The organism is Streptomyces sp. NPDC056835 (genome assembly GCF_042789485.1).
Classification (GTDB): domain Bacteria; phylum Actinomycetota; class Actinomycetes; order Streptomycetales; family Streptomycetaceae; genus Streptomyces.
Window position 1 is genome coordinate 75,805 of sequence record NZ_JBHUBB010000006.1, and the last position, 21,782, is coordinate 97,586.

The following is a 21,782-nucleotide window of genomic DNA, read 5'->3' on the forward strand; positions in this document are numbered from 1 at the left end:
AGCCGGATCATGCCGCCGCCGCTCGGGAGCGGATCCCGCCCATCTCCCTTCCGTCCATGTCATGGTGAATGGGCGTCCCCGAACCGGTCAGCGGAACCCCTGTCCCGCCCCGGCGCGCCGCGACGATCTCCGCCGCGATGGACAGGGCGGTCTCCTCGGGGGTGCGGGCGCCGAGGTCGAGCCCGATCGGGGAGCGCAGGCGCGCCAACTCGTCTTCGCTGAGGCCGACTTCGCGCAGGCGCCGGTCGCGGTCCTCGTGGGTGCGGCGCGAGCCCATCGCGCCGACGAACGCGACCGGCAGCCGCAGGGCCGTCTCCAGTAGAGGAACGTCGAACTTGGCGTCATGGGTGAGCACGCACAGGACGGTTCGTTCGTCGGTCGCGGTACGCCGGAGGTAGCGGTGCGGCCAGTCGACCACGAGCTCGTCGGCCTCGGGGAAGCGGACGCGGGTGGCGAAGACCGGCCGCGCGTCGCACACGGTCACGTGATAGCCGAGGAACTTGCCCGCCCGTACGAGCGCCGTCGCGAAATCCACGGCGCCGAAGACGATCATCCGGGGCGGTGGCACCCTCGACTCCACGAACAGTGTCACGCCGCCCGGGCAGCGCGATCCGTCCTCCGCGATCTCGACGCTGCCGGTGCGGCCGGAGTCCAGCATCGCGCGGGCCTCCGCCGCCGCCGTCCGGTCCAGTTCCGGATGACCGTCGAGGCTTCCCTCGTACGACCCGTCGGGGTGGACGAGCAGCGCCCTGCCGAGGAGTTCGACCGGGCCCCGGGCCACCCGGGCGAGTGCCGCTGCCTCTCCTCGGTGCGCGGCCGACACCCCTGCCCTGAACACCGACGCGTCCGCGCGTACCGGCGTGATCAGGACGTCGATGACGCCACCGCAGGTGAGTCCCACGGCGAAGGCGTCCTCGTCGCTGTATCCGAACCGTTCGCGTACCGTACGGCCGTCCTGGAGCGCCTGGACGCACAGGTCGTACACCGCCCCTTCCACGCAACCGCCGGAGACGGAACCGATGGCGGTGCCGTGACGGTCGACGGCCAGGGCGGCGCCGGGACCGCGCGGCGCGCTGCCGCCGACGGCCACGACGGTGGCGACGGCGAAGTCGCGGCCCTCCTCGAACCAGCGGTTCAACTCCTCGGCGATATCAAGCACTCCGGGCTCCCTCCGTCGCCTGACGCCGGGCTTCGTCCGTCGCCTGACGCCGGGTTTCCTCCGCCGCACGCAGGACCCGGTCCGGACGGATCGGCAGGTCCCGGTGGCGTACGCCGGTCGCGTGCCACACCGCGTTGGCGATGGCGGCGGCGACGCCCACGACGCCGATCTCGCCGACGCCCTTGATCCCGATCGGGTCGTCCGGGACGGGGTCGTCCACCCAGTCCGCCTCGATGAGCGGTACGTCGGCGTGCGCGGCGAAGTGATAGCCGGCGAGGTCGGCGCCGACGAGGCCGCCGGAGGCCTGGTCCCTGATCGCCTCCTCGTGGAGGGCCATGGACAGCCCCCAGGTCATTCCGCCGATGAACTGGCCGCGTGCCGTGAGCGGGTTGACGATGGTGCCCGCGGCGTAGATGCCCAGCAGCCGTCGTACGCGCACCTCACCAGTGGTGACATCCACCGCGACCTCGGCGAACTGCGCCCCGAAGGAGTGCCGTTCCTTCTTCGCGAGGGCGCCGATGGCCTCGGCCGTGTTCGAGCGGGCGGTGATCCCCTCCGGCGGAATACCGCCTCCCAGGTCCAGCCGCTCCCGCAGTTCGTCCGCCGCGATCGTCACCGCCCACGCCCAGGAGCGCGTGCCCATCGAGCCGCCGGCGAACATGGCCGGGCCGAGATCGCTGTCCGCGATGCGCACCCGTATTCGGTCGGGCGCCACCCGCAGCGCGTCCGCGGCGACCGAGGTCATCGCCGTCCGCGCGCCGGTCCCGATGTCCGCCGCGTTGATCCGCACGGTGAAGGTACCGTCCGGCTCGGCGGTCACGGCCGCTGTGGAGGGGCGGGCGCCTGACGGGTAGGTGGAAGCCGCCGTTCCGGTGCCGAGCAGCCAGCGCCCCTCACGGCGCAGACCGGGACACGGGTCACGGTCCGCCCAGCCGAACCTGCGGGCGCCCTCCTCGAAGCAGGCGAGCACATTGCGGCTGCTGAACGGCAGCCCGGACACGGGGCCCGTCTCGGGTTCGTTGCGCGCGCGCAGCGCGATCGGGTCCACGCCGCACTTCTCGGCCAGTTCGTCCAGGGCGGATTCGAGGGCGAAGGATCCCGGTGCCTCGCCCGGCGCGCGCATCCAGGACGGGGTCGGCACGTCGAGCCGTACGAGCCGGTGGAGCGTGTGGTGGGCGTCGGCGTCGTACAGTACGCGTCCCAGCACGGCGCTGGACTCGACGAATTCGTGCACGGTCGACGTAAGACTCAGTGCCTGGTGGTCGAAGGCGCGCAGTCGGCCGTCGGCGTCGGCGCCGAGCCTGATCCGCTGCGCCGTGGGGCTGCGGTAGCCGACGAGAGAGAACATCTGACGGCGAGTCAGCACGACACGCACCGGGCGGTGAAGGACGGTCGTGGCCATCACCGCGGCCACTTGGTGCGGGCTGAGACCCTTCGACCCGAAGCCGCCGCCGACATGTTCGGACCGTACCCGTACCGAGGCCGGGTCGAGGGAGAAGAGCTTCGCGAGTTCGGTCGCCACCCAGGTGCTGCCCTGGTTGGAGTCGAGGACGTCGAGCCGCCCGCCGTCCCAGCGGGCCGTCGCCGCGTGCGGCTCCATCGCGTTGTGGTGCTCCTCAGGAGTGGTGTACTCCTCGTCCACGACGACGGCGGACGCGTCGAGCTGGGCCGCCAGGTCCCCCTTCTCCGTCTCCGCCTGGACCATCGGGTTGCTCTCCGGCGTGTACGCGCCGGAGTGTCCGGCGAAGAACGCGACGTCGTGCGGCTCCTCGTCGTAGCGCACCACCAGCGCCTCGGCGGCCTCCCTGGCCTGCTCGGACGTCTCGGCCACGACCAGCGCCACCGGCCATCCCGCGAAGGGGACACGGTCGTGCTGGAAGATCCCGAGGACCGGGTTCGGCCGGCCCAGGATGCCTATGTAGTCGGTCTCGACGCGCGGCGCGTTCCCGTGGTGCAGCACGGTGAGGACGCCGGGCATGGCAAGGACGGGGGAGTCCTCGACGGAGCGGATACGGCCGCGGGCGACGGTCGACAACACCAGCCAGCCGTGCGCGAGTTCGGCGAAGGGGATCTCGCCGGCGTAGCGGGCCGCCCCGGTGACCTTGTCGCGGCCCTCCACCCGGGTGTGGGCGGAGCCGACGGCTCGCGTCACGGCGGAGATACCGGTCGTCGTGGTCGGTGTCGTCGGTGCCGGTGGTGTCATCGGGCCGCCTCCTCGGTGAGTTCGGTCAGCACGGCCACGACGAGGTTGCGCGTCAACGTCACCTTGTATCCGTTCTCGGGAAGCGCCTCGGCGGCGTCCAGTTCGGCATCCGCGGCGGCGGCGAACGCCTCCGCGCTCGCCGGGCCGCCGATCAGTACCCGCTCGGCCGCACGGGCCCGCCACGGCCGGGACGCGACCGCCCCGAACGCCAGGCGCACTTCGCGTACGGCGCCGTCCCGGACGTCGAGCGCGGCGGCGATCGAGCCGATCGCGAACGCGTACGAGGCGCGCTCGCGCACCTTCCGGTACCGCGAGTGCGCGGCGACCGGGGCCGGCGGCAGTGTGACGCCGGTGATCAGCGCGCCGGGCGGCAGGGCGGTCTCGATGTGTGGGGTGTCGCCCACCGGCCGGTAGAACTCGGCGATCGGCGACTCGCCCGGTCCGTCGGCCGTTTCGTACGAGACGACGGCGTCGAAGGCGGCGAGCGCGACCGCCATGTCCGAGGGATGGGTGGCGACGCAGTGCTCGGAGGCGCCGAGGATCGCGTGATTGTGGTGCTCACCCGCGAGGGCGGGGCAACCGCTGCCAGGGGCACGCTTGTTGCACGGTTCGCTGAGGTCGCTGAAGTAGCCGCAGCGGGTCCGCTGGAGCAGATTCCCGCCGACCGTGGCCATGTTGCGCAGCTGTCCCGAGGCCCCGGCCAGGACGGCCTGCGCCAATGCCGGGTAGTGACGCCGTACGTCGGGGTGGGCCGCGAGATCGCTGTTGGTGACGGTCGCGCCGATGCGCAGCCCACCGTCGCGGGTGAACTCGATTCCGTCAAGCGGGAGTTCGCGTACGTCGACAAGCAGCGCGGGCCTTTCCACACCGGCCTTCATCAGGTCGATGAGGTTGGTGCCGCCGCCCAGGAAGCGGGCCTCGGGAGCGGCGCCGAGCAGGGCGACCGCGCCGGAGACGTCGAAGGCACGTTCGTAGCCGAATTCCCTCATGCCGCCGCCTCCTTGACCTCGGCCCCGACCGTGGCCGTCTCGGCCTTTGCCGTCTCGGCCTCGGCCTCGGCCGCCTCCGCCGCCCGCGCGACCGCCCGCACGATCGACACGTAGGCGCCACAGCGGCACAGGTTGCCGCTCATCCGCTCGCGGATCTCCTCGGCGGTGAGCGCGGGCACCCCCGCTTCGGGCCGGACATCGTCGGTCACGGCGCTCGGCCAGCCCGCCGCGTGCTCCTCGATCACCGCGAGCGCCGAACAGATCTGCCCCGGTGTGCAGTAACCGCACTGATAGCCGTCGAGATCGAGAAAGGCCTGCTGTACCGGATGCAGCCGCTCACCGTCGGCCACACCTTCGATGGTGGTGATCGCGCGCCCTTCGGCCGCGACCGCGAGCTGAAGGCAGGAAACCGCCCGGCGCCCGTCGAGGAGCACCGTACAGGCACCGCATTGGCCCTGGTCACAGCCCTTTTTGGTGCCGGTCAGATCAAGATGCTCACGCAGGGCGTCGAGCAGGGTGGTGCGATGGTCGACGGGCAGCGTGTACTTCTCGCCATTGATGTTCAGGGTGATGGCGCTGGACGTCGAGAAGGGGGCTGGGGCCATGATCAGCCTTCTTTCGCATTGCTGATGCGCGTCGAACGAGACGTTCCCGGCAGACGGCCGGGAGGGAGAGGGCACGGGTCGGCCACACTGGCCGGTTGTTCCGCTATGGTGGACCTAAGTGGACAGTTGTCCGTTCGTCATCGAACCTAACGGACAGTTGTCCGGTTAGCAAGGCCGGGCTTGGCCGTGTTTCCGGAGCGCTTGGCTGTGATTCCGGGAGAAGTGCGAGTGCGACCGAAAGGGGGAAGAGTGCGGGAAGAGGCGGCGCTGCGCGCGGACGCGCAACGGAATCGCGAGCGCATTCTGGAGGTCGCGCTGGTCGAGCTGACGCGAGCCGCGGACGCCCCGCTGAGCGTGATCGCGAAGAAGGCGGGCGTCGGGCAAGGGACGTTCTACCGCAATTTTCCCAACCGCGAAGCCCTCGTCCTGGAGGTCTACCGTTACGAGATGCAGCAGGTCGCGGACACCGCTGCCCAACTGCTCCAGACCCGCGCACCCGACCGGGCCCTGAGAGAGTGGATGGACCGCCTGGCCCAGTACGCCATGGCCAAGGCGGGCCTCGCCGCCGCGCTGCGCAACGCCACCAGTGAGCACGGCGGCCTGGCCCAGCTGGGCCACGGCCCGGTGACCCGGGCGTTCACGCTCCTGCTGAACGCGAACGAGGAGGCCGGCACGATCCGCCCGGGGCTGACCCCCGACGACTTCGTGCTCGCCATCGCCGGGCTGTGGCAGCTCGACCCGCACAGCGACTGGCAGCCGCGCGCGACGCGACTGCTGGACCTCGTGATGGACGGACTGCGGGCGGGCGCGCCCGGCACGGCGTCCCAAGGTGACGCACGGCGATAACGCATCGGGACTCAGCACCGCGTCGGCTCTCAACACCGCATCGGGACTCACGCACGGCGCGCACCCCGCCGCGGAGTACGCGAGATCCGGCAGGCCCGGCGGAACCACGCACCGCGCCGTCGCGTCCGTCGCAGGCATGAGCGAACGAACCACGTCAGGGACCACGCGGATGAACTCGGAGCTCCGGGTCGCCGCCGGCTGCCTCCTCGCCGGCCTCGGTGCGACGACAGCGGCGCTCGTCTGGGCACCGCGGGCCGCCTTCAGTATCGACGGTGGATTCGAGGGCCACGCCCGCGATCTGAGCGTGCTCTATGTCGATCTGCCGCTCATCGTGCTCGGTGGCGCTCTGGTTCCGCTCCTCGCCTGGGCGCTGACCACGAGGTGGGTGCACCGTCCTTGGCTCGCGGCGCTCGCGGCCGTGGCCGCGCTGGCGCTCGGGGTGTGGGGGCTCACCGAGTGGTGGAGCCCCCGCCGGCACCCCGACCCCGGGTACGGACCCGGGATCTGACCCCGGCGCCGTCCGCAAGGACGCGGCCGGGACACCGCGACGGTCGCCGGGATCGCCGACCGCCGGGTCGTCCGACATGGCATCAATCCCCCGCGATCCGGAGAGATCTCACCTTCCGCGCTCCCGGCAAGGCGGTCCAGAAGTGCTCAAGTGAACGGCCGGCGCGGCTACGGTCACGCGCACGGGGCGAACGGCTCAGGTGGCACCGTCCGAATGACCAAAACATCGAGGGGTTACCATATGAGCGCCGCCTAGCTCGAAAGATAAAATCTGTGACTGTCGCTGAGGAATCGTTCACCAACTGGAAGAACCGCGAGGAGATCGCGGAGGCGATGATCCCGATCATCGGGAAGCTGCACCGGGAACGGGACATCACGGTCCTGCTCCACAGCCGCTCCTTGGTGAACAAGTCGGTGGTCAGCATCCTCAAGACCCACCGATTCGCCCGGCAGATCGCCGGCGAGGAGCTATCCGTCACGCAGACGCTTCCGTTCCTGCGAGCTCTCACCACACTCGATCTCGGCCCTTCGCAGATCGACATCGGCATGCTCGCCGCGACGTACAAGGCCGACCATCGCGGCCTCTCGGAGGAAGAGTTCACCGCCGAGGCCGTCGCGGGCGCGACAGGTGACAACAAGATCGAGCGCCGCGAGCCGCGCGATGTCGTCCTCTACGGGTTCGGCCGCATCGGCCGGCTCCTCGCCCGTCTGCTCATCGAGAAGACGGGCTCCGGCAACGGCCTGCGGCTTCGCGCCATCGTCGTACGCAGGGGCGCCGGCCAGGACATCGTCAAGCGCGCCTCGCTGCTGCGCCGTGACTCCGTCCACGGTCAGTTCCAGGGCACGATCACCGTCGACGAGGCGAACAGCAAGATCATCGCCAACGGCAACGAGATCAAGGTGATCTACTCCGACGACCCGACGTCGGTGGACTACACGGCGTACGGCATCAAGGACGCCATCCTCATCGACAACACCGGCAGGTGGCGTGACCGCGAGGGCCTGTCGAAACACCTCCGCCCCGGCATCGACAAGGTCGTCCTGACCGCGCCCGGCAAGGGCGACGTCCCCAATGTCGTCCATGGCGTCAACCACGACATGATCAAGCCGGACGAGCGGATCCTGTCCTGCGCGTCCTGCACCACCAACGCGATCGTCCCGCCGCTGAAGGCTATGGCGGACGAATACGGCGTCCTGCGCGGCCACGTGGAGACCGTCCACTCGTTCACCAACGACCAGAACCTGCTGGACAATTACCATCCGTCCGACCGCCGCGGCCGGTCGGCGCCTCTCAACATGGTCATCACCGAGACCGGTGCCGCCTCCGCCGTCGCCAAGGCGCTGCCCGGCCTCAAGGCAAGGATCACCGGCAGCTCCATCCGCGTCCCGGTACCGGATGTCTCGATCGCGATCCTCAGCCTGCGACTCGCGCGCGAGACCGACCGCGAGGAGGTCCTCGACCACCTCCGTAACGTGTCGCTGAACTCTCCGCTCAAGCGTCAGATCGACTTCATCAGCGCCCCCGACGCGGTCTCCAGCGACTTCATCGGCTCGCGCCACGCCTCGATCGTCGACGCCGGTGCCACGAAGGTCGAGGGCGACAACGCGATCCTCTACCTCTGGTACGACAACGAGTTCGGCTACTCCTGCCAGGTCATCCGCGTCGTCCAGCACGTATCCGGGGTGGAATACCCGACCTACCCGGCCCCCGCGGTCTGATACGGACGGCTCTCACCGCCCCAGCGCGCGGGCGCACCAGCCGATGACCACGGCGTTCACCAGGGCGCCGAGACCGATCGCGACGAAGATCATGGAGGTGTGGTCCGGCAGCACGATCACGATCAGACTCAGCGGCGCGGTGGCGATCAGCGGCACAACTCCGGCGAACGAGGCGTCGGGGTTGTCGCCGAGGCTCACCACCACGGCCCAGACGGTCAGGATCGCGCATACGGCGAGGTAGACGCGAGCGAGAACGCTGCCGAGCGCGTGGCGCACGGTACGCAGGACCGGGTGTGTCGACTCGGAGTCGGAGTCGGTCATGACAGTGCTCTCCTCGTGTGCGGTGCTCATGGCTTCAACGCTGCTTTCGGTGGTGGTGGGTGGCGGACGGCCGCGGGGGCGTCACAGGTGGGTGCCGGGCGGGGTCACGCGGACGAGGCCCAGGTCGTACGCGAGGATGGTCGCCCGCACCCGGTCACGTACCCCGAGTTTGCGCAGCAGCGCGTTCACATGGGACTTGACGGTGCCGACGGTGATGTCGAGTTCGGCGGCGATCTCCGCGTTGTTCAGCCCCGAGGCGACCAGGGTGAGGACGAAGCGCTCCCGTGCGGTCAGCCGGTCCAGGCTCGCCGCGTCCTGCCCGGCCCGCGGCCCGGCGGGCCGGTCGGCCGCGTAGTGGCCGATGAGCCGGCGGGTGGCGGACGGGGCGAGAACGCTCTCCCCGCCGGCCACGACCCTGATGCCGTGCAGCAGTTCGGCTGCCTGCACGTCCTTGAGCAGGAAGCCGGACGCACCGGCGCGCAGCGTTTCGAAGACGTAGGCATCGAGGTCGAACGTGGTCAGCACGAGGACGCGAGGCGGATTGTCGCGCCCGGTGATGATCCGGGTGGCGGTGATGCCGTCGAGTCCGGGCATTCGTACGTCCATGACGATCACGTCCGGCGCGAGCTGTTCGGCGAGGCTCACGGCGGCGGCGCCGTCGCCCGCCTCGCCGACGACGGTCATGTCCTGCTCGGCGTCGATGACGGCCGCGAAGCCCGCCCGGACGACTGTCTGGTCGTCGACGACCAACACGGTGAGGGTCATTGGGCTTCCTCCTGGTCGGTGCTCAAGGGCAGACGCAACAGGACCGTGTCCGGCTGTTCGGTGGTCAGGGTGCCGCCAAGGGCGGCGGCCCGCGTCACCAACCGCCGGCGTGCCGCGAGGCGGGTGGCGTGGGACACGCCGGTCGCGGTGAGGGTCAGGACGCGGTCCGCGGCGTCGAGGACGACCACCGCCGGCTCGTCCCCGCCGGCCTGCAGAATGGTCTCGGCGGCACGGTAGGCGGCGATGTCCACCTCTGCCGGCAGCCGTTCCGGCACCCGGTCGGTGAGCCGTATCTCCACCTGGCGGCCGGTGGCCCGGCACTGGCTGACGAGCAGGTCGAGGGCCTGGAGCGTGGGTTGCGGCCGGAGTTCGGCGTGTGGTTCCCCGTCGCGGACGGTTTCGAGCAGCGACCGCATGGCGGTCAAGGCGTCGCGGGCCCGTTCCGCTGTCTGCGCGAGCCGCCCCGCCTCCGCCTCCTCGACCACTTCGGCCGTGCGTGCCAGCACGGTGGTCTCCAGCCCGACGGTGATGCGGCGGCGTTCGGCCCACGCGTCCCGGACCGCTTCCTCCGTCCAGGCCGCGAGACGGTCCTGATCCGTGTCGCGGGCGGCTCGCCGGCTCTTCCCGTACCAGGTGCCGATGGACCAGGCGACGGCAGCCGCCGACGCCGCCGTGGGGGTCGCGGCCCCGACGACCGCCCAGGCCGGGGAGGTGACACCACGGGCCAGTACGGCGGCGATCACCGCGGCCGCGTGTACGACAGCGGCCACTACCGGTACGGCCCGACGCGGTAAGGCCAGGCTCCCGGCCCGCCGCGGCACCGCCACCGTCCTGTTCGGACCGGGCCGGTGCGCGGGGGAGAGGCCATGCTCCGAGGCGCCGGCCGCCACCATGGCGAGCGCCACGCAGGTGGCGAGCATGCTCAGCCCCGGCGGCAGGAGCACCGGCCCCGCGTACCCGCTCGCGGACATCGCCGCCGGCCAGAGCCCGGCGAGGGCCAGCAGCACGATCAGTGCGGTCCGCGGAGCCTGCCGCAGCCACAGCAGGGTGAGCACCTGCGCCGTGGCGAGCAGCGCGAAGAGCGCACCGGCGGAGACCCCCGGCCCGGCGGGCGTCGTACTCTCCCGGATGATCAGGAACGGCAGCAACGGCTGGAGGCACAGCCCCGCGGCGGCGGCGAACTGAGCGAGGCGGTACGTGCGCGGAACCGATGCCGACGGCGCTGTCCTGTTCCGCCCAGGCAGGACCGCGCGCACCTCCCACCCTCCGTCCGGTGTCGGCCCGCTGGTGAGCGTGCCGCCCGCCTCCCGCGCCCGGCCGCGCAGGAAGTTCTGGCCGTTCCCGCCCCCGAGTCCTTTGCCGCGCGGCGTACCGGTGCCGGACGAGTCCGGCGGAGCGTTGCGCACCACGATGTCCGTCTGGGCGTCGCCGTAGGCGCATCGCACGGTGGTGGGGGCGCCGGAGGCGTGGCGAACCACATTGGTCAGCGCTTCGCGGACAATGCCGTACGCGGCGTCGCCGACGGACCCGTCCGGCAGGGCCTCGGCCTCACAGGTCACCGGCTGCCCCAGGGCACGGAAGCCGGCGACGAGCTCCCGCAGTCGCTCCTCCGGCGCCGGAAGATCCTCCGGCGTGGGTGTCGGGGCCCTCACCGCGCTCAGCGCCCGGGTCACCTCGCGGCCGGTCTCGGCGGCGAACTCCACTGCCTTGTCGGCCAGCTCGGGCCGGCGCTCGCGCAGCCCGAGCGCCGCCTCGACCGTCACGACCACCGCTGTGAGGTGGTGCGCGCTGACATCGTGCAACTCCCTTTCCATGCGGCGTCGTTCCGCCGCCGGAAGCCGGTGCCGCTCGTCCTCCGCGCGGTGCAGACGCCGTTCGGCGGCTTGCCGAGCGGTCCGTAGCCGCCGCAGAAACAGCCCCGTACCGGTGGCGGTCGCGTAGAGCAGCGTGGTGAGGACGAGGTCGAGGCCCTGGCCGCCGCCGAGACCGTGCAGGCTCAGGCCGTGCACGAGCTGCCAGACCGCGAGCGTCGCCACGCACAGCAGCGCGGTGACGGTGTCCCGCTCAGTGGCCACCGTGAACAGGGCCAGCGCGACACCCGCGGTGCCGAGCACAGCCACCGCGCCCGTGGGCAGAGGCCCCGCGCCGACCGCGCAGGCGGCGGCGACCAGGATGAGGGCGGGCACCGGGCGGGTGCGGCGGACCGCGAGCGCGGCGGCGACCAGACCGCCTACCAGGGCGGCCGCGAGGAGGTGCGCGGCCGTGGGGGTGGCGCCACGCGACAGCGCGTACCCGGGCCACACGGCGGCCTGGACACCGAGCAGCACGACCGGGAGAAACCGGTTATCAGTTCGTTCCATGAGGTGCACCACGCTACGGTCACGTGCGGACCGTGGGCATCAGGCCTCAGGACGATCACGCCCTCTAACCAGAGATAGAGAGGGCCCCAGATAGAGAGGGCCCCAGAGATAGAAAGGGCCCCCGCGCCGCTGACCTCGACGCGGGAGCCGGTACCGCCGAGGGCTACCAGCTACCAGCTACTTGCCCGTGACCGAATCGTCCCCGCCGGCCACGGGCGTCCGATCAGTTCACCAGCACAATCTTTCCGCGAGCGTGCCGGCTTTCGCTCAGTTCGTGCGCGGCGGCGGCCTCGGCGAGCGGGAACGCCGCCGCGACCGGTACCCGCAGCCGGCCCTCGCCGGCGAGCGTGACGGCGATCGCGAGGCCGTACGACGCCAGCGGGTCGGCGTGGGTTCCCAAGGTCCCGCCCGTGTCGTCGGCCGGCGTGCCGTGCGACAGGTGTACCCCGTGGGCCGCCGCGGTGAGGTCGGCGATCGTCACCACGCGCGCCGCGTCGCCTGCGATGGCGATGAGGTCGGGCAGCGTCCCTCCGGCGCAGTCGAACACCGCGTCCACGCCTGCCGGTGCCAGCGCGCGGATCCGTTCGACGAGCCCCGTCCCGTACGTCGTCGGCTCCGCGCCCAGGGAGCGCAGGAAGTCGTGGTTGCGCTCGCTCGCCGTACCGATGACGGTGGCGCCGCGGGCGACCGCGAGCTGGACGGCGATGGCGCCCACCCCACCGGCCGCGCCCTGTACGAGCACGGTGTGCCCGCCGCCGACCGCGAGCCGGTCGAGGACCCGGGTGGCCGTCTCGACGCTGCCCGCCGCGCCGCCCGCTTCCTCCCAGCTCCACGCGGCCGGTTTGGGCGCCCAGGCGGCCAGGACCGCGAAGTCGGCATTGGCGCCGCGCGCGGTCGAATCGGTCATGCCGAACACCTCGTCGCCGATGCCCACGCCCGTGACGCCGTCGCCGACCTCGTCCACCACGCCCGCGGCGTCGAATCCGGTCCGATAGGGGAACGTCGTGGGCACCACGTCCCGCAGCGTCCCGGAGCGGATGCGCATTTCCCCGGCCGAGACTCCGGACGCCCGCACGGCGACACGGATCTCGCCAGGTCCGGCGTGTGGCGCCGCCACCTCGGCGATGTGCACAACACCGGGCGGGCCGTACTCAGTGAATTGAATCGCTCTCATGCGCCGAACGTAACGGAGCACCCCGTCCGTTTGGCTAAAGTGAGAGTGGTGACGGCTCAAGTGATAACGAAGCTCCGCTCGGACGCCCGCGACAACCGCGAGCGCATCCTCGCGGTCGCTCGCCTGGCCTTCGCCGCCGAGGGCCTTGACGTGCCGATCCGGGAGATCGCCCGGCGCTCCGAGGTCGGGGTCGCGACCGTCTACAGGCACTTCCAGACCAAGGAAGCGCTGCTGACCGAGGCTTTTGCCGAGCAGATGGCCTCTTGCTCGGCGGTCGTGGAGGAGGGCCTGGCGGCGGACGACCCGTGGAGCGGGTTCTGCCTGGTGATCGAGAGGCTCATGGAGATTCATGCCCTCGACCGGGGCTTCGCCCGCGCGTTCACCTCGCGGCTTCCCCAGGCGGTCGAGTTCGCCGCGGACCGCGATCGCACGCTGCGTCTGCTGCGCGAACTGGTGCGGCGCGCGATGGAAGCGGGGCCCTTGCGGGGGGATTTCGTGCTGGAGGACATCAGCCTGGCGCTGATGGCGAACGAAGGCATCCGCGCCGAGTCACCCGGGATGCGGGTGGCGGCGTCGCGACGCTTCGCGGCCCTGATGATCCAGTCGTTCCAGGCGAACCCCGTCCTGACGCCGCTTCCGCCGGCCGTCCGGCTGCCTCTCACCAGAGGCTGAGGGCTGTCCCGCAGTGGTACGGTCCGATCCTTCGTGATCATGGTGTGGGCTTCCAGATGAAGATCACCGGCTGATGGAGCCGGTTACGCCGGGTTGCCCGGGCCTCGACGCGTTTGCACGGCGGGGCGACTGTACGGCGGGGCGATCCGATCATTCGACCGTTGACCAGGCCGTTCCCTTCCGCACACCGCGGCCGGTTCCTGATCAGCCGGGAGCATCGGCGATCTGTACGCGGTGGCTGTCGTTGTCGGAGAGGAACGACGCCAGCGCCCGTCCCTGTTCGGCCGTGGCGGTGCGGTCGGCCGGGGAGAAGCGGCGCAGCGGGGTGACCATCACGGTGCCGGCCGTGACACTCCACGTCGCGGCTACCCGGCCGTCGACCAGGACAACGCGCGCGCCGGTGACCGACAGCCCGCGGTGGGCGTCGTCGATGATCCGGCCGCGGTCGTGGTAGCCGAGGATCGCGTTGTCGAACGCCGGCAGGAACCGCACCGGGGCGGGCGTGTCGGGGTCGGGACGGGGCGCGTCGGGGAGGTCAAGCAGTTCCCGGCCTCGCTCGTCGCGGACGGTCACCAGTTCCTCGCGTATCGCGGCCACCGCGGCCGGCAGCCCGGCGAGGCCGCACCAGGCGCGCAGGTCGGCCGAGGCCGCTGGGCCGAACGCGGCCAGGTAGCGCCGTACCAGCGCCTGGCCCACGGGATCCGAGCCGTCCGGGGACGGCGGGTCGATCTCGCGACCCAGCCAGGACGAGAGCAGGACATTGCGCACCCCTCCCTTTGTCCGCCAGAGCCCGCGCGGCGGCAGCTGCACCATCGGGACGAGGGCGGCGATCAGCATTTCGCCCAGTGCCCGCGTCCCCGGCGTCGGCCAGCGCTCGGCGAGCGCTCGCGCGAGCTCGGTCATCGAGCGGGGCTCGTCGTCGGCCATGACCGCCCGGCCCGCCGCCGCGAGCTCGTCGAGGTCCGTCCCGTGGAGCTCGCGGCGATAGGTTCCGAGTACCCGCTGGCGCAGCATGGCGTCATGGCGGGCCCGCCAGGCCAGCGCGTCGTCGGCGGTGACGAGGTGGACGGTGCGGCGCATCAGATGGGTCCGCACCACGCGCCGCCCGGTCAGCAGGTCCGAGAGCACCGCCGGGTCGAACGCGCGCAGCCGCGACCATAGCCCGACGAACGGTTCCTGGGGTTCCTGCGCCTGCAGACCGCCGAGGTGCGCGACGGCGTCGAGGACCGGTACGTCGGCGCGATCGAGCAGCAACTGCCGGGCCAGCGTGGCGCGGTTGAGCGCTCGGGTGTCGAGAACGGTCATCGGGTCACGCCCGCGACACGCTTCCGCTCGGCGATCCGGTCGGCGACCCACCGTGCCTCGACGATCGCCGGATCCAGTGCCCGGTGGACGATCCGGACGCAGTCGTCGCGGTCGGTGTCACCGGCCTGTCCGAACATCATGGCGCCCAGGCAGTAGGGGCTGACCTGAAAACCGGTCCGCCCCGGCTCGCACATCTTCACGGTGACGCCGTTCCCTTCGAATCCGTACACGTTCCGTACGCGTCTTGATTGACAAGTCCCGAGGACAAGTCGCGAGGCCAGGACCGGACGGCCGGCGGGCAGCCGCCGCCCGGTCCTGGTCCGCCGCCGGTCAGGTCGACTTCTGGCCGTCGATCGTCTCGCGCAGGATGTCCGCGTGCCCGGCGTGCTGGGCGGTCTCGGCGATGAGGTGCATCAGCACCCCGCGCGCGCTGAGCACCGCTCCCGGCTCGTTCCAGGGCGCCTCCGGCAGCGGGTGCGTCGCCGACAGATCGGGCACGGAGGCGATGACCTCCTCGCTCCGGGCGGCGACCTCCTCGTAACGCTTGAGGATCCCGGCCAGCGTCTCGCCGGGCAGCATCCGGAAGTCGTCGCGGTGGTCGATCGCCCACTGCGGGAACTCGCGTGCGGTGCCGGCCGCGATGTCGTCCCAGCTGACACCGTCGGGCAGGTCGTAGCGCATCGCCGACGGGCCCTCGACCATGAAGCGCGTCCATCCTTCCTCCATGGACGCGACGTGCTTGATCAGCCCGCCCAGGCACAGTTCGCCGGCCGTCGGGTGCTGGCCGGCCTGTTCGTCGTCGAGCCCGCGCACCGTGTTGATCAGGGCGGATCGCGCGGTCGCGAGCGCGGCGAGCAGGTCGGCCCGCTCGGCGTCGCGGGCTGGGTCGGGCGCGGTCGTGGGGGTCATGCTGATCGGGTCCTTCCGGTGGTTCTCGTTGTCCGGCACGAGACAACAGTCGCAGGAGAAGCGGTCAGGATGTGTCCGCTTCTCGGGGCGATATGGGGTCATGCCGAAGACATCAGCGCGACTGCTCGCATTGCTCTCGCGTCATCCATTCGGCTGAACTTTCATGAGCCCGCTGAACGGGGTCAACTGACCGCTGACGGGCCGGGCCGCCCGCGGACACATCGGAGACGCTTCACACGCGGGCAATATTGCTTACACACATCGCCGTCACACTGATGAACCATGCGCCACTCAAGGTCCTCCACCACCCGCCTCAGCCGTCGGCAGTTGCTGTCCGTCTCCGGTGCCCTCGCGCTGACCGCCGCCTGCGGCTCCAACACCGGCCGTGGCGGGGGAGCGGGCGGTGGCTCCGCGCTCGATCAGTGGTATCACCAGTACGGCGAGGCCGGCACCGAACAGGCGGTGAAGCGCTACGCGGCCGCCTACCGGAAGGCGCGGGTCAACGTCCAGTGGCGGCCCGGGAATTACGACCAGCAGACGGCCGCGGCACTGCTCACCAACAACGCGCCGGACGTCTTCGAGGGCGGGCCGACCCTGGACCAGATCCGGGGAGGTCAGGTAGCCGATCTCAGTGACCTGCTGACGGGCGTGCGGGACGACTTCAATCCCGCGGTGCTCGCCCCCAAGACGTATCAGGGCAAGGTCTACGGCATCCCGCAGGTCATCGACACGCAACTGCTCTACTACCGCAGGAGTCTGCTGGACAAGGCCGGTGTCCGGGCGCCGCGGACCCTTGACGAACTGATCGACGCCGCGAAGGCGTTGACGACGAAGGACGTCAAGGGCCTCTTCCTCGGCAACGACGGCGGCGCGGGTGTCCTCGGTGCCACCCCGCTGCGCGCCGCCGGCCTGGAACCGGTCACCTCCGGCGGAGAGGTCGGCTTCGACGACCCACGGGCCGCCAAGACCCTCGGCAAACTGCACCGGTTCCGCGCCGACGGCTCCCTCCTGCTCGGCGCTCCCACCGACTGGTCCGACCCGTCCGCGTTCATCCAGGGGCTGACCGCCATGCAGTGGACGGGACTGTGGGCCCTGCCGCAGATCAGTAAGGCGCTCGGCGACGACTTCGGCGTCCTGCCCTTCCCCGGGGACGGCCCCCGGGGCAGGCCGTCGGTCCCGGTCGGCGCCTACGGCGCGGCCGTCAGCACGCGGAGCGGCCAAATCGACGCCGCGAAGGCGTATGTGAAGTGGCTGTGGGTCGAACGCACCGACTTTCAGGAGGACTTCGCGCTCTCGTACGGCTTCCACATTCCCGCCCGGATCTCGCTGGCGAAGAAGGCGGCCAGACTCACCGAGGGCGCGGCGGCCGAAGCCGTACGGTTCACGACCGACCACGGATACGCACAGCCGCTGCTGTGGACCGACAAGAGCCGGACCGCCTACCAGGACGCCCTGAGCCGGATCATCACCGACGGCGCCGACCCGGCCGCACAGCTCAGGCCGGTCATCGCCACGACGAAGGCCGAATTGAAGCGGGTGCGGTCATAGCCACCCGGACAGCTCACAAAAACGGTCCATCTCACAAAAACGGTCCATCTCACAAAAACGGCACGTCACTTGGGCAGCGGCTGCGCGGGCCCCAGAACCGCTACCTGTGGTTCTGGGCCTTCGTCGGCCCCTTCGCCGCCGGGCTCGCCCTCTTCACGTACGTACCACTGGTGTGGAGCGTGTGGCTGAGCTTCTTCGACGCCCACAACACGGTGACCCCGACCGAGTTCGTGGGTCTGGACAACTACACCGAAATCCTCGGCGACCCCTCCTTCACCTCCAGCCTCACCACCTTCGCGGTCTTCTCCCTCTTCATCGTTCCGGCGACATACGCCCTCGCGCTCTCACTCGCGCTGATGGTGCACCGGCTGCGCTTCGCCCAGGCGTTCTTCCGGTCCGTCTTCTTCCTGCCGACCGCCTGCTCCTACGTCGTCGCCGCGATCATCTGGAAGCTCTCGATCTTCAATGGGGTGCGGTACGGGCTGGCGAACACGGTGCTGGGCTGGTTCGACGGCTCCGGCATCGCCTGGCTGTCGACCACCAGACCGCCCTGGTACTGGCTGGTCATCGTGACCGTACGACTGTGGCTCCAGGCCGGTTTCTACATGGTGATCCTGCTGGCCGGGCTCCAGCGCATCCCACCCACCCTCTACGAGGCCGCCGCGGTCGACGGCGCCCGCCCCGGCTGGCAGGTCTTCCGGCACATCACCTTCCCGCAACTGCGCGCGACCTCCGTCGCCGTCGTCCTGCTCCTGGTGGTCAACGCCTTCCAGGCCTTCGACGAGTTCTACAACCTGCTGTCCACGGCCGGCGGTTACCCGCCCTACGCCAGACCGCCCCTGGTCTACCTGTACTACGCCGCACTCGGCCAAGGGCAGAACCTGGGGCTCGGCAGCGCGGGCGCCGTGATCCTCGCGCTGATCATCGCCGTCGTGACGGTGGTCCAGGCACGCTGGTTCGGTCTCGGACGCCGGGAGGACTGACCCATGCGACGACACCCCACGAGCGGTCCGGCACCGCACTCCACGAGCCGCGCCCTCCAGACGAGCCAGGCCTTCCAGCGGTTCGCCCGCGGACTGCGGCTCGTCCTGCTCATCGCGCTCGCCGGGCTCTTCCTCATCCCGTTCTACCTGCTGATACGCAACGGACTGGCCGCCGAGGCGGACATCACCGGGACCGAGTGGACGTTCTTCCCGGACAGCCTGCACTGGGAAAACCTCCGGGAGCTGTTCGACGACAGCAGCGTCCCCATGGCGCACGCCCTGTGGAACTCGGCCGTGATCGCCGTCCTCACCACCGCCGGAACCCTGCTGCTCGCCTCGCTTGCCGGATACGGCCTGGCCCGCATCGAATACCCCTACGCGAATCACGTCTTCTACGCGTTCCTGGTCACCCTCATGATCCCGTCCGCCGTCACGTTCGTCCCCAGCTTCGTCCTGGTCTCCGCGCTCGGCTGGATCTCCACCCTGCGCGGACTGATCATTCCGACCCTCTTCAGCGCCTTGGCGGTCTTCCTCTTCCGCCAGTACTTCCTCGGCTTCCCTCGCGAACTGGAGGACGCTGCCAGGGTGGACGGGCTCGGCTACTGGCGTACGTTCTGGCGGATCGTCGTGCCCAACACCCGGCCGGTCTTCGCCGCCGTCGGCGCGATCGTCTTCATCGGCTCCTGGAACTCCTTTCTGTGGCCGCTGGTGATCGGCCAGGACCGCGACGCCTGGACCGCGCAGGTCGCACTCGCCACCTTCACCACAGCCCAGACCGTCAACCTCCACGAGCTCTTCATCGCCGCCGCCGTCTCGATCCTGCCCCTGCTGGTGGTCTTCCTGGTGCTGCAGCGCCACATCGTCGCGGGCGCCGAGCGCTCCGGCATCGACGACTGACCGAGTACGGCACTCACGCGCAGGTCCCGCGTCCCGTCCTCAGCGGATCGGGAGAGGGCCCTCGATGAGGTCTCGCAGCTGGGAGCGGGCGGTGATGCCCAGTTTGGGGAAGCTGCGGTAGAGGTGCGAGCCGACCGTGCGCGGGGAGAGGAAAAGCCTCTCACCGATCTCGCGGTTGGTCAGCCCACGGGCGGCGAGTCCGATGATCTGCCGCTGTTGCGGGGAGAGTCCGGCGAGCGAGTCGGGGGCCGGGTCCGTGACATCGAGGCCGGCGGCACGCGATTCGGCCCGGGCGCGCTCGATCCACGGGCGCGCGCCCAGGCGACGGAAGGTCTCCAGAGCCTCCGTGAGCGGCGCCCGTGCCTCCGCGATGCGCCGACGGCGCCGCAGCCACTCGGCGAAGTCCAGCAGAGTCTGGGCGCGTTCGAAGGGCCAGTGCTCCAGAACCGGGTCCGCCAGGGCCGCCCGGAAGTGCGGCTCGGCGTCCTCGGGGTCCCCCAGCAGGCCACGAGCTCGGCTGATCAGCGCGCGCAGGCGGGGTGAGGCGTTGTCCGCGAGCGCGCGTGCGGAACGCTCGACGATCGCGGCTGCCTCCTCGCGGTGGCCGGCGCGCACCGCGGCGGCGGCCAGATCGGCGAGCGCCGGGTAGGACGCGTGGTAGTGCACGGGCTCGCCCTGCGCCGTGAAAACCATGCGAAGTTGGTCGTACGCGGTCTCGTAGGAGCCGGCCGCGACCGCCGCGGCACCGAGCGCGCGACGGGCGAAGACGGACACCGCGCGGCTCTCCAGCGGATCGATCAGGGCGAACGCGTCCGCGGCTCGCGAGCGGGCCGCCGACACGTCGCCCTGGAAGGCCAGTACGGTGGCATCCGCCGCGGCCGCACATGCCACGGCGTGGTCGAGGCCGCTGGTCGAACCGACCGCGGTGGTGCGGGCGCAGACCTCGCGGGCCTGTCCCCATCTTCCTTGTTCCACATAGGCCCAGGCGACCGCGCCGCCCAAACCCTCCGGCAGTGGTCCTCGCAGCTCCCAGCGATCGAAGGCCTCGTCGGCGGCGCGGACGGCCAGCGGGGTCTCGTCCAGGAGCCACGCCATGATCGCGAGCGAGGTGAGCCGGCCGGGACCGCGTTCCGCGTCGTCCGCCAACCGCCGGAGCAGGGAGACGAGTTCGGCTCTGTCGTCGAAGGGGTCCGACACGGCTCTCACCCAGGTGCGCAGCCACATGTGTGACGCGTTCTCGGGAAGGCGCCGCAGGACGGCCTGGACGCGGTGTCGCCCCTGGTCCTCGCCGGAGTAGTAGCGGACCACGGCGGCGGTGGCCAGGAGATCCAGAGCGGCGGCGGGCCGCGAGAGCGCCAACCGCTCGGCGGCGTCGGCCAGTCGGGAGAAGACCACGGTGTGGCGCACGGTCAGCGCCGCCAGCCGTCCGACCTGCACCGCGGCGGAGGCCAGCAGCGACGCGTCGTCGGTGCGCGCGCGTGCCGCGGCGGCCAGTTCCTCGACCCAGGCGATGTCACCGGTGAACACGGCCGCCGCGGCGGCTTCGACCAGCAGCCGGGCGCTGTCCTCGCGCCGCGGTGCCAGTTCGGCGGCGCGTTGCAGGGCCTTGGCCGCCGCCGCGTACCCGCCGCGACGGCGGGCCCGGTCGGCGGTCCGCTCCAGTTCCGCCGATACGGCCGCGTCCGGACGCGGGGAAGCGGCGGCGAGGTGCCAGGCACGCCGGTCCGGTTCGTCCCGCAGCAGCTCGGCGAGTACGAGGTGAGCCTCGCGCCGAGCCTCGAAGGACGCGGCGTGATACGTGGCGGCCCGGACCAGCGGATGGCGGAACCGTACGTCCCGACCGGTCCGCCGGACCAGCCCGGCCCGCTCGGCCGGCAGCCACGCGTCGTCCTCGGCGGGCGGAAGCCCGGCGGAGACGGCTGTCGCTGAGTCGACGGTGTCCATGGCGGCCAGGAGCAGCAGCGCTCGCCCGGTGGCGGCGGAGAGGTCGTTCAGACGGGCGGCGAAGATCCGCTCCAGGTGATCGGTGAGCGGGAGCGGACCCGCGGCCGGCGGCTGAGCGGCCGCGCCGTGTGCGGTGGCCGCCCGTGCCAGTTCGGCCAGTGCCAGCGGGTTGCCGCAGGCCTGGTCGAGGATCCGAGCCCTGGTCCGGCCGGTGGGGCTCCCCGGCTGGAAGTCAAGCAGCCGGTCGGCCGAGGCGTTGTCGAGCGGTCCGAGGGTGAGCGCCGGTACGTGCCGGTCGAATCCCGGGAGGTGAGTGCCGACGCGGGCGCCGATCAGCATCGTGACCCGTTCATCCCGCAACCGCCTGGCGGCGAAGGACAGCGCGTCCAGGGAGGCACGGTCGCACCACTGCGCGTCGTCCAGCACCACGAGCACGGGGCCCTGGTCGCCCAGGGCCGACAGCAGGCTCAGAACGGCGACCCCGATGAGCATGAGGTCGGGTGCCGTCGTGGCCGGCCCCTCGCCGAAGGCGTCGCGCAGCGCCGTACGCTGCCGCTCCGGCAGCCCGTCCAGCTCGGCCCGCACCGGCCGCAGCAGCTGATGCAGCGCGGAGAACGCGAGGCTCGACTCCGACTCGCTCCCGTCGGCGCGCAGCACGCGAGCGCCCCTGGCCCCGGCCCGTAGCGCCGCGGAGTCCAGCAGCGCGGTCTTCCCCGTGCCCATGTCACCGACGAGCACCAGAACCGGGTCGGCCGATGCCGAGTCCACCGCACGGAAGAGACGTGCCAGCTCCGCGTCCCGGCCGACGATCAGCGCCCCCGTGTCCGGCTCCGCTCGCGTGACCGCACCGGGATCCCCTGTGTGCTCGTCGTCCAC

At 71.3% G+C, this 21,782-nt stretch carries 19 protein-coding genes; 7 read left to right on the plus strand and 12 right to left on the minus strand.

All coding sequences use genetic code 11. The features are described from left to right. Positions 1 to 7: 7 nt before the first annotated feature. The 4 genes from ACFRMN_RS08820 to ACFRMN_RS08835 are packed head-to-tail and all read right to left on the minus strand — an operon-like array spanning position 8 to position 4,956. Entirely contained in the window at positions 8 to 1,159 is a 1,152-nt protein-coding gene (locus tag ACFRMN_RS08820; protein ID WP_383015447.1) for an XdhC family protein, read from the minus strand. After that, positions 1,152 to 3,362: a xanthine dehydrogenase family protein molybdopterin-binding subunit gene (locus ACFRMN_RS08825; protein ID WP_383015450.1), complete on the minus strand. Its 2,211-nt coding sequence runs from the start codon at positions 3,360 to 3,362 to the stop codon at positions 1,152 to 1,154. Before ACFRMN_RS08825 ends, ACFRMN_RS08820 begins: the two co-directional genes overlap by 8 nt. Then, positions 3,359 to 4,351 carry an FAD binding domain-containing protein gene (locus ACFRMN_RS08830; protein ID WP_383015452.1) on the minus strand — a complete coding sequence of 331 codons (993 nt, stop codon included), beginning with the start codon at positions 4,349 to 4,351 and terminating at the stop codon, positions 3,359 to 3,361. Before ACFRMN_RS08830 ends, ACFRMN_RS08825 begins: the two co-directional genes overlap by 4 nt. Next, on the minus strand, positions 4,348 to 4,956 hold the full coding sequence (locus ACFRMN_RS08835; protein ID WP_383015455.1) for a 2Fe-2S iron-sulfur cluster-binding protein: 609 nt from the start codon (positions 4,954 to 4,956) through the stop codon (positions 4,348 to 4,350). The genes ACFRMN_RS08830 and ACFRMN_RS08835 overlap by 4 nt, the downstream gene beginning before the upstream one ends. A gap of 249 nt (positions 4,957 to 5,205) precedes the next feature. Here ACFRMN_RS08835 and ACFRMN_RS08840 point away from each other — a divergent pair, with 249 nt between their 5' ends. The 3 genes from ACFRMN_RS08840 to ACFRMN_RS08850 all read left to right on the plus strand — a co-directional run bounded on the left by ACFRMN_RS08840 (position 5,206) and on the right by ACFRMN_RS08850 (position 8,028). Beyond that, on the plus strand, positions 5,206 to 5,802 hold the full coding sequence (locus ACFRMN_RS08840; RefSeq protein WP_383015458.1) for a TetR/AcrR family transcriptional regulator: 597 nt from the start codon (positions 5,206 to 5,208) through the stop codon (positions 5,800 to 5,802). Between the two features lie 169 nt (positions 5,803 to 5,971). Next, positions 5,972 to 6,310, plus strand: coding sequence for a hypothetical protein (locus ACFRMN_RS08845; protein WP_383015461.1), 339 nt, complete (start codon positions 5,972 to 5,974; stop codon positions 6,308 to 6,310). A gap of 272 nt (positions 6,311 to 6,582) precedes the next feature. Further along, positions 6,583 to 8,028 (plus strand): glyceraldehyde-3-phosphate dehydrogenase, encoded by a 1,446-nt coding sequence (locus tag ACFRMN_RS08850; RefSeq protein ID WP_383015464.1) that lies wholly within the window; start codon positions 6,583 to 6,585, stop codon positions 8,026 to 8,028. Between the two features lie 12 nt (positions 8,029 to 8,040). Here ACFRMN_RS08850 and ACFRMN_RS08855 read toward each other — a convergent pair whose 3' ends face one another. From ACFRMN_RS08855 to ACFRMN_RS08870, 4 genes are all read right to left on the minus strand, one after another. Further along, on the minus strand, positions 8,041 to 8,379 hold the full coding sequence (locus tag ACFRMN_RS08855) for an SCO4225 family membrane protein (RefSeq protein WP_383015467.1): 339 nt from the start codon (positions 8,377 to 8,379) through the stop codon (positions 8,041 to 8,043). 51 nt (positions 8,380 to 8,430) lie between these two features. Next, complete coding sequence (locus ACFRMN_RS08860) at positions 8,431 to 9,114, minus strand: response regulator (RefSeq protein WP_383015470.1); 684 nt, start codon at positions 9,112 to 9,114, stop codon at positions 8,431 to 8,433. Beyond that, positions 9,111 to 11,474 (minus strand): histidine kinase, encoded by a 2,364-nt coding sequence (locus ACFRMN_RS08865; RefSeq protein WP_383015473.1) that lies wholly within the window; start codon positions 11,472 to 11,474, stop codon positions 9,111 to 9,113. Before ACFRMN_RS08865 ends, ACFRMN_RS08860 begins: the two co-directional genes overlap by 4 nt. Before the next feature lie 223 nt (positions 11,475 to 11,697). Then, a complete protein-coding gene (locus tag ACFRMN_RS08870) occupies positions 11,698 to 12,648 on the minus strand; it encodes an NADP-dependent oxidoreductase (protein WP_383015476.1) in 951 nt (316 codons plus the stop codon). A 48-nt stretch (positions 12,649 to 12,696) separates the two neighbouring features. On the opposite strand from ACFRMN_RS08870, the gene ACFRMN_RS08875 reads away from it, so the two are divergent. Further along, positions 12,697 to 13,320: a TetR/AcrR family transcriptional regulator gene (locus ACFRMN_RS08875; protein WP_383015479.1), complete on the plus strand. Its 624-nt coding sequence runs from the start codon at positions 12,697 to 12,699 to the stop codon at positions 13,318 to 13,320. A 204-nt stretch (positions 13,321 to 13,524) separates the two neighbouring features. On the opposite strand, the gene ACFRMN_RS08880 is transcribed toward ACFRMN_RS08875, so the two are convergent. From ACFRMN_RS08880 to ACFRMN_RS08890, 3 genes are all read right to left on the minus strand, one after another. Then, the gene (locus tag ACFRMN_RS08880; RefSeq protein ID WP_383015481.1) at positions 13,525 to 14,625 is read right to left on the minus strand and encodes a winged helix DNA-binding domain-containing protein; all 1,101 of its coding nucleotides are present in this window, start codon (positions 14,623 to 14,625) and stop codon (positions 13,525 to 13,527) included. Next, complete coding sequence (locus ACFRMN_RS08885) at positions 14,622 to 14,855, minus strand: hypothetical protein (RefSeq protein ID WP_383015484.1); 234 nt, start codon at positions 14,853 to 14,855, stop codon at positions 14,622 to 14,624. Before ACFRMN_RS08885 ends, ACFRMN_RS08880 begins: the two co-directional genes overlap by 4 nt. Before the next feature lie 100 nt (positions 14,856 to 14,955). Further along, positions 14,956 to 15,534 carry a DinB family protein gene (locus tag ACFRMN_RS08890; RefSeq protein WP_383015486.1) on the minus strand — a complete coding sequence of 193 codons (579 nt, stop codon included), beginning with the start codon at positions 15,532 to 15,534 and terminating at the stop codon, positions 14,956 to 14,958. A gap of 282 nt (positions 15,535 to 15,816) precedes the next feature. On the opposite strand from ACFRMN_RS08890, the gene ACFRMN_RS08895 reads away from it, so the two are divergent. The 3 genes from ACFRMN_RS08895 to ACFRMN_RS08905 all read left to right on the plus strand — a co-directional run bounded on the left by ACFRMN_RS08895 (position 15,817) and on the right by ACFRMN_RS08905 (position 18,962). Next, a complete protein-coding gene (locus ACFRMN_RS08895; RefSeq protein WP_383015489.1) occupies positions 15,817 to 17,082 on the plus strand; it encodes an ABC transporter substrate-binding protein in 1,266 nt (421 codons plus the stop codon). Between the two features lie 80 nt (positions 17,083 to 17,162). Continuing rightward, on the plus strand, positions 17,163 to 18,065 hold the full coding sequence (locus tag ACFRMN_RS08900; RefSeq protein ID WP_383015818.1) for a carbohydrate ABC transporter permease: 903 nt from the start codon (positions 17,163 to 17,165) through the stop codon (positions 18,063 to 18,065). A gap of 3 nt (positions 18,066 to 18,068) precedes the next feature. After that, positions 18,069 to 18,962 carry a carbohydrate ABC transporter permease gene (locus tag ACFRMN_RS08905; RefSeq protein ID WP_383015492.1) on the plus strand — a complete coding sequence of 298 codons (894 nt, stop codon included), beginning with the start codon at positions 18,069 to 18,071 and terminating at the stop codon, positions 18,960 to 18,962. Between the two features lie 39 nt (positions 18,963 to 19,001). Here ACFRMN_RS08905 and ACFRMN_RS08910 read toward each other — a convergent pair whose 3' ends face one another. Continuing rightward, the gene (locus ACFRMN_RS08910) at positions 19,002 to 21,782 is read right to left on the minus strand and encodes an AAA family ATPase (protein ID WP_383015494.1); all 2,781 of its coding nucleotides are present in this window, start codon (positions 21,780 to 21,782) and stop codon (positions 19,002 to 19,004) included.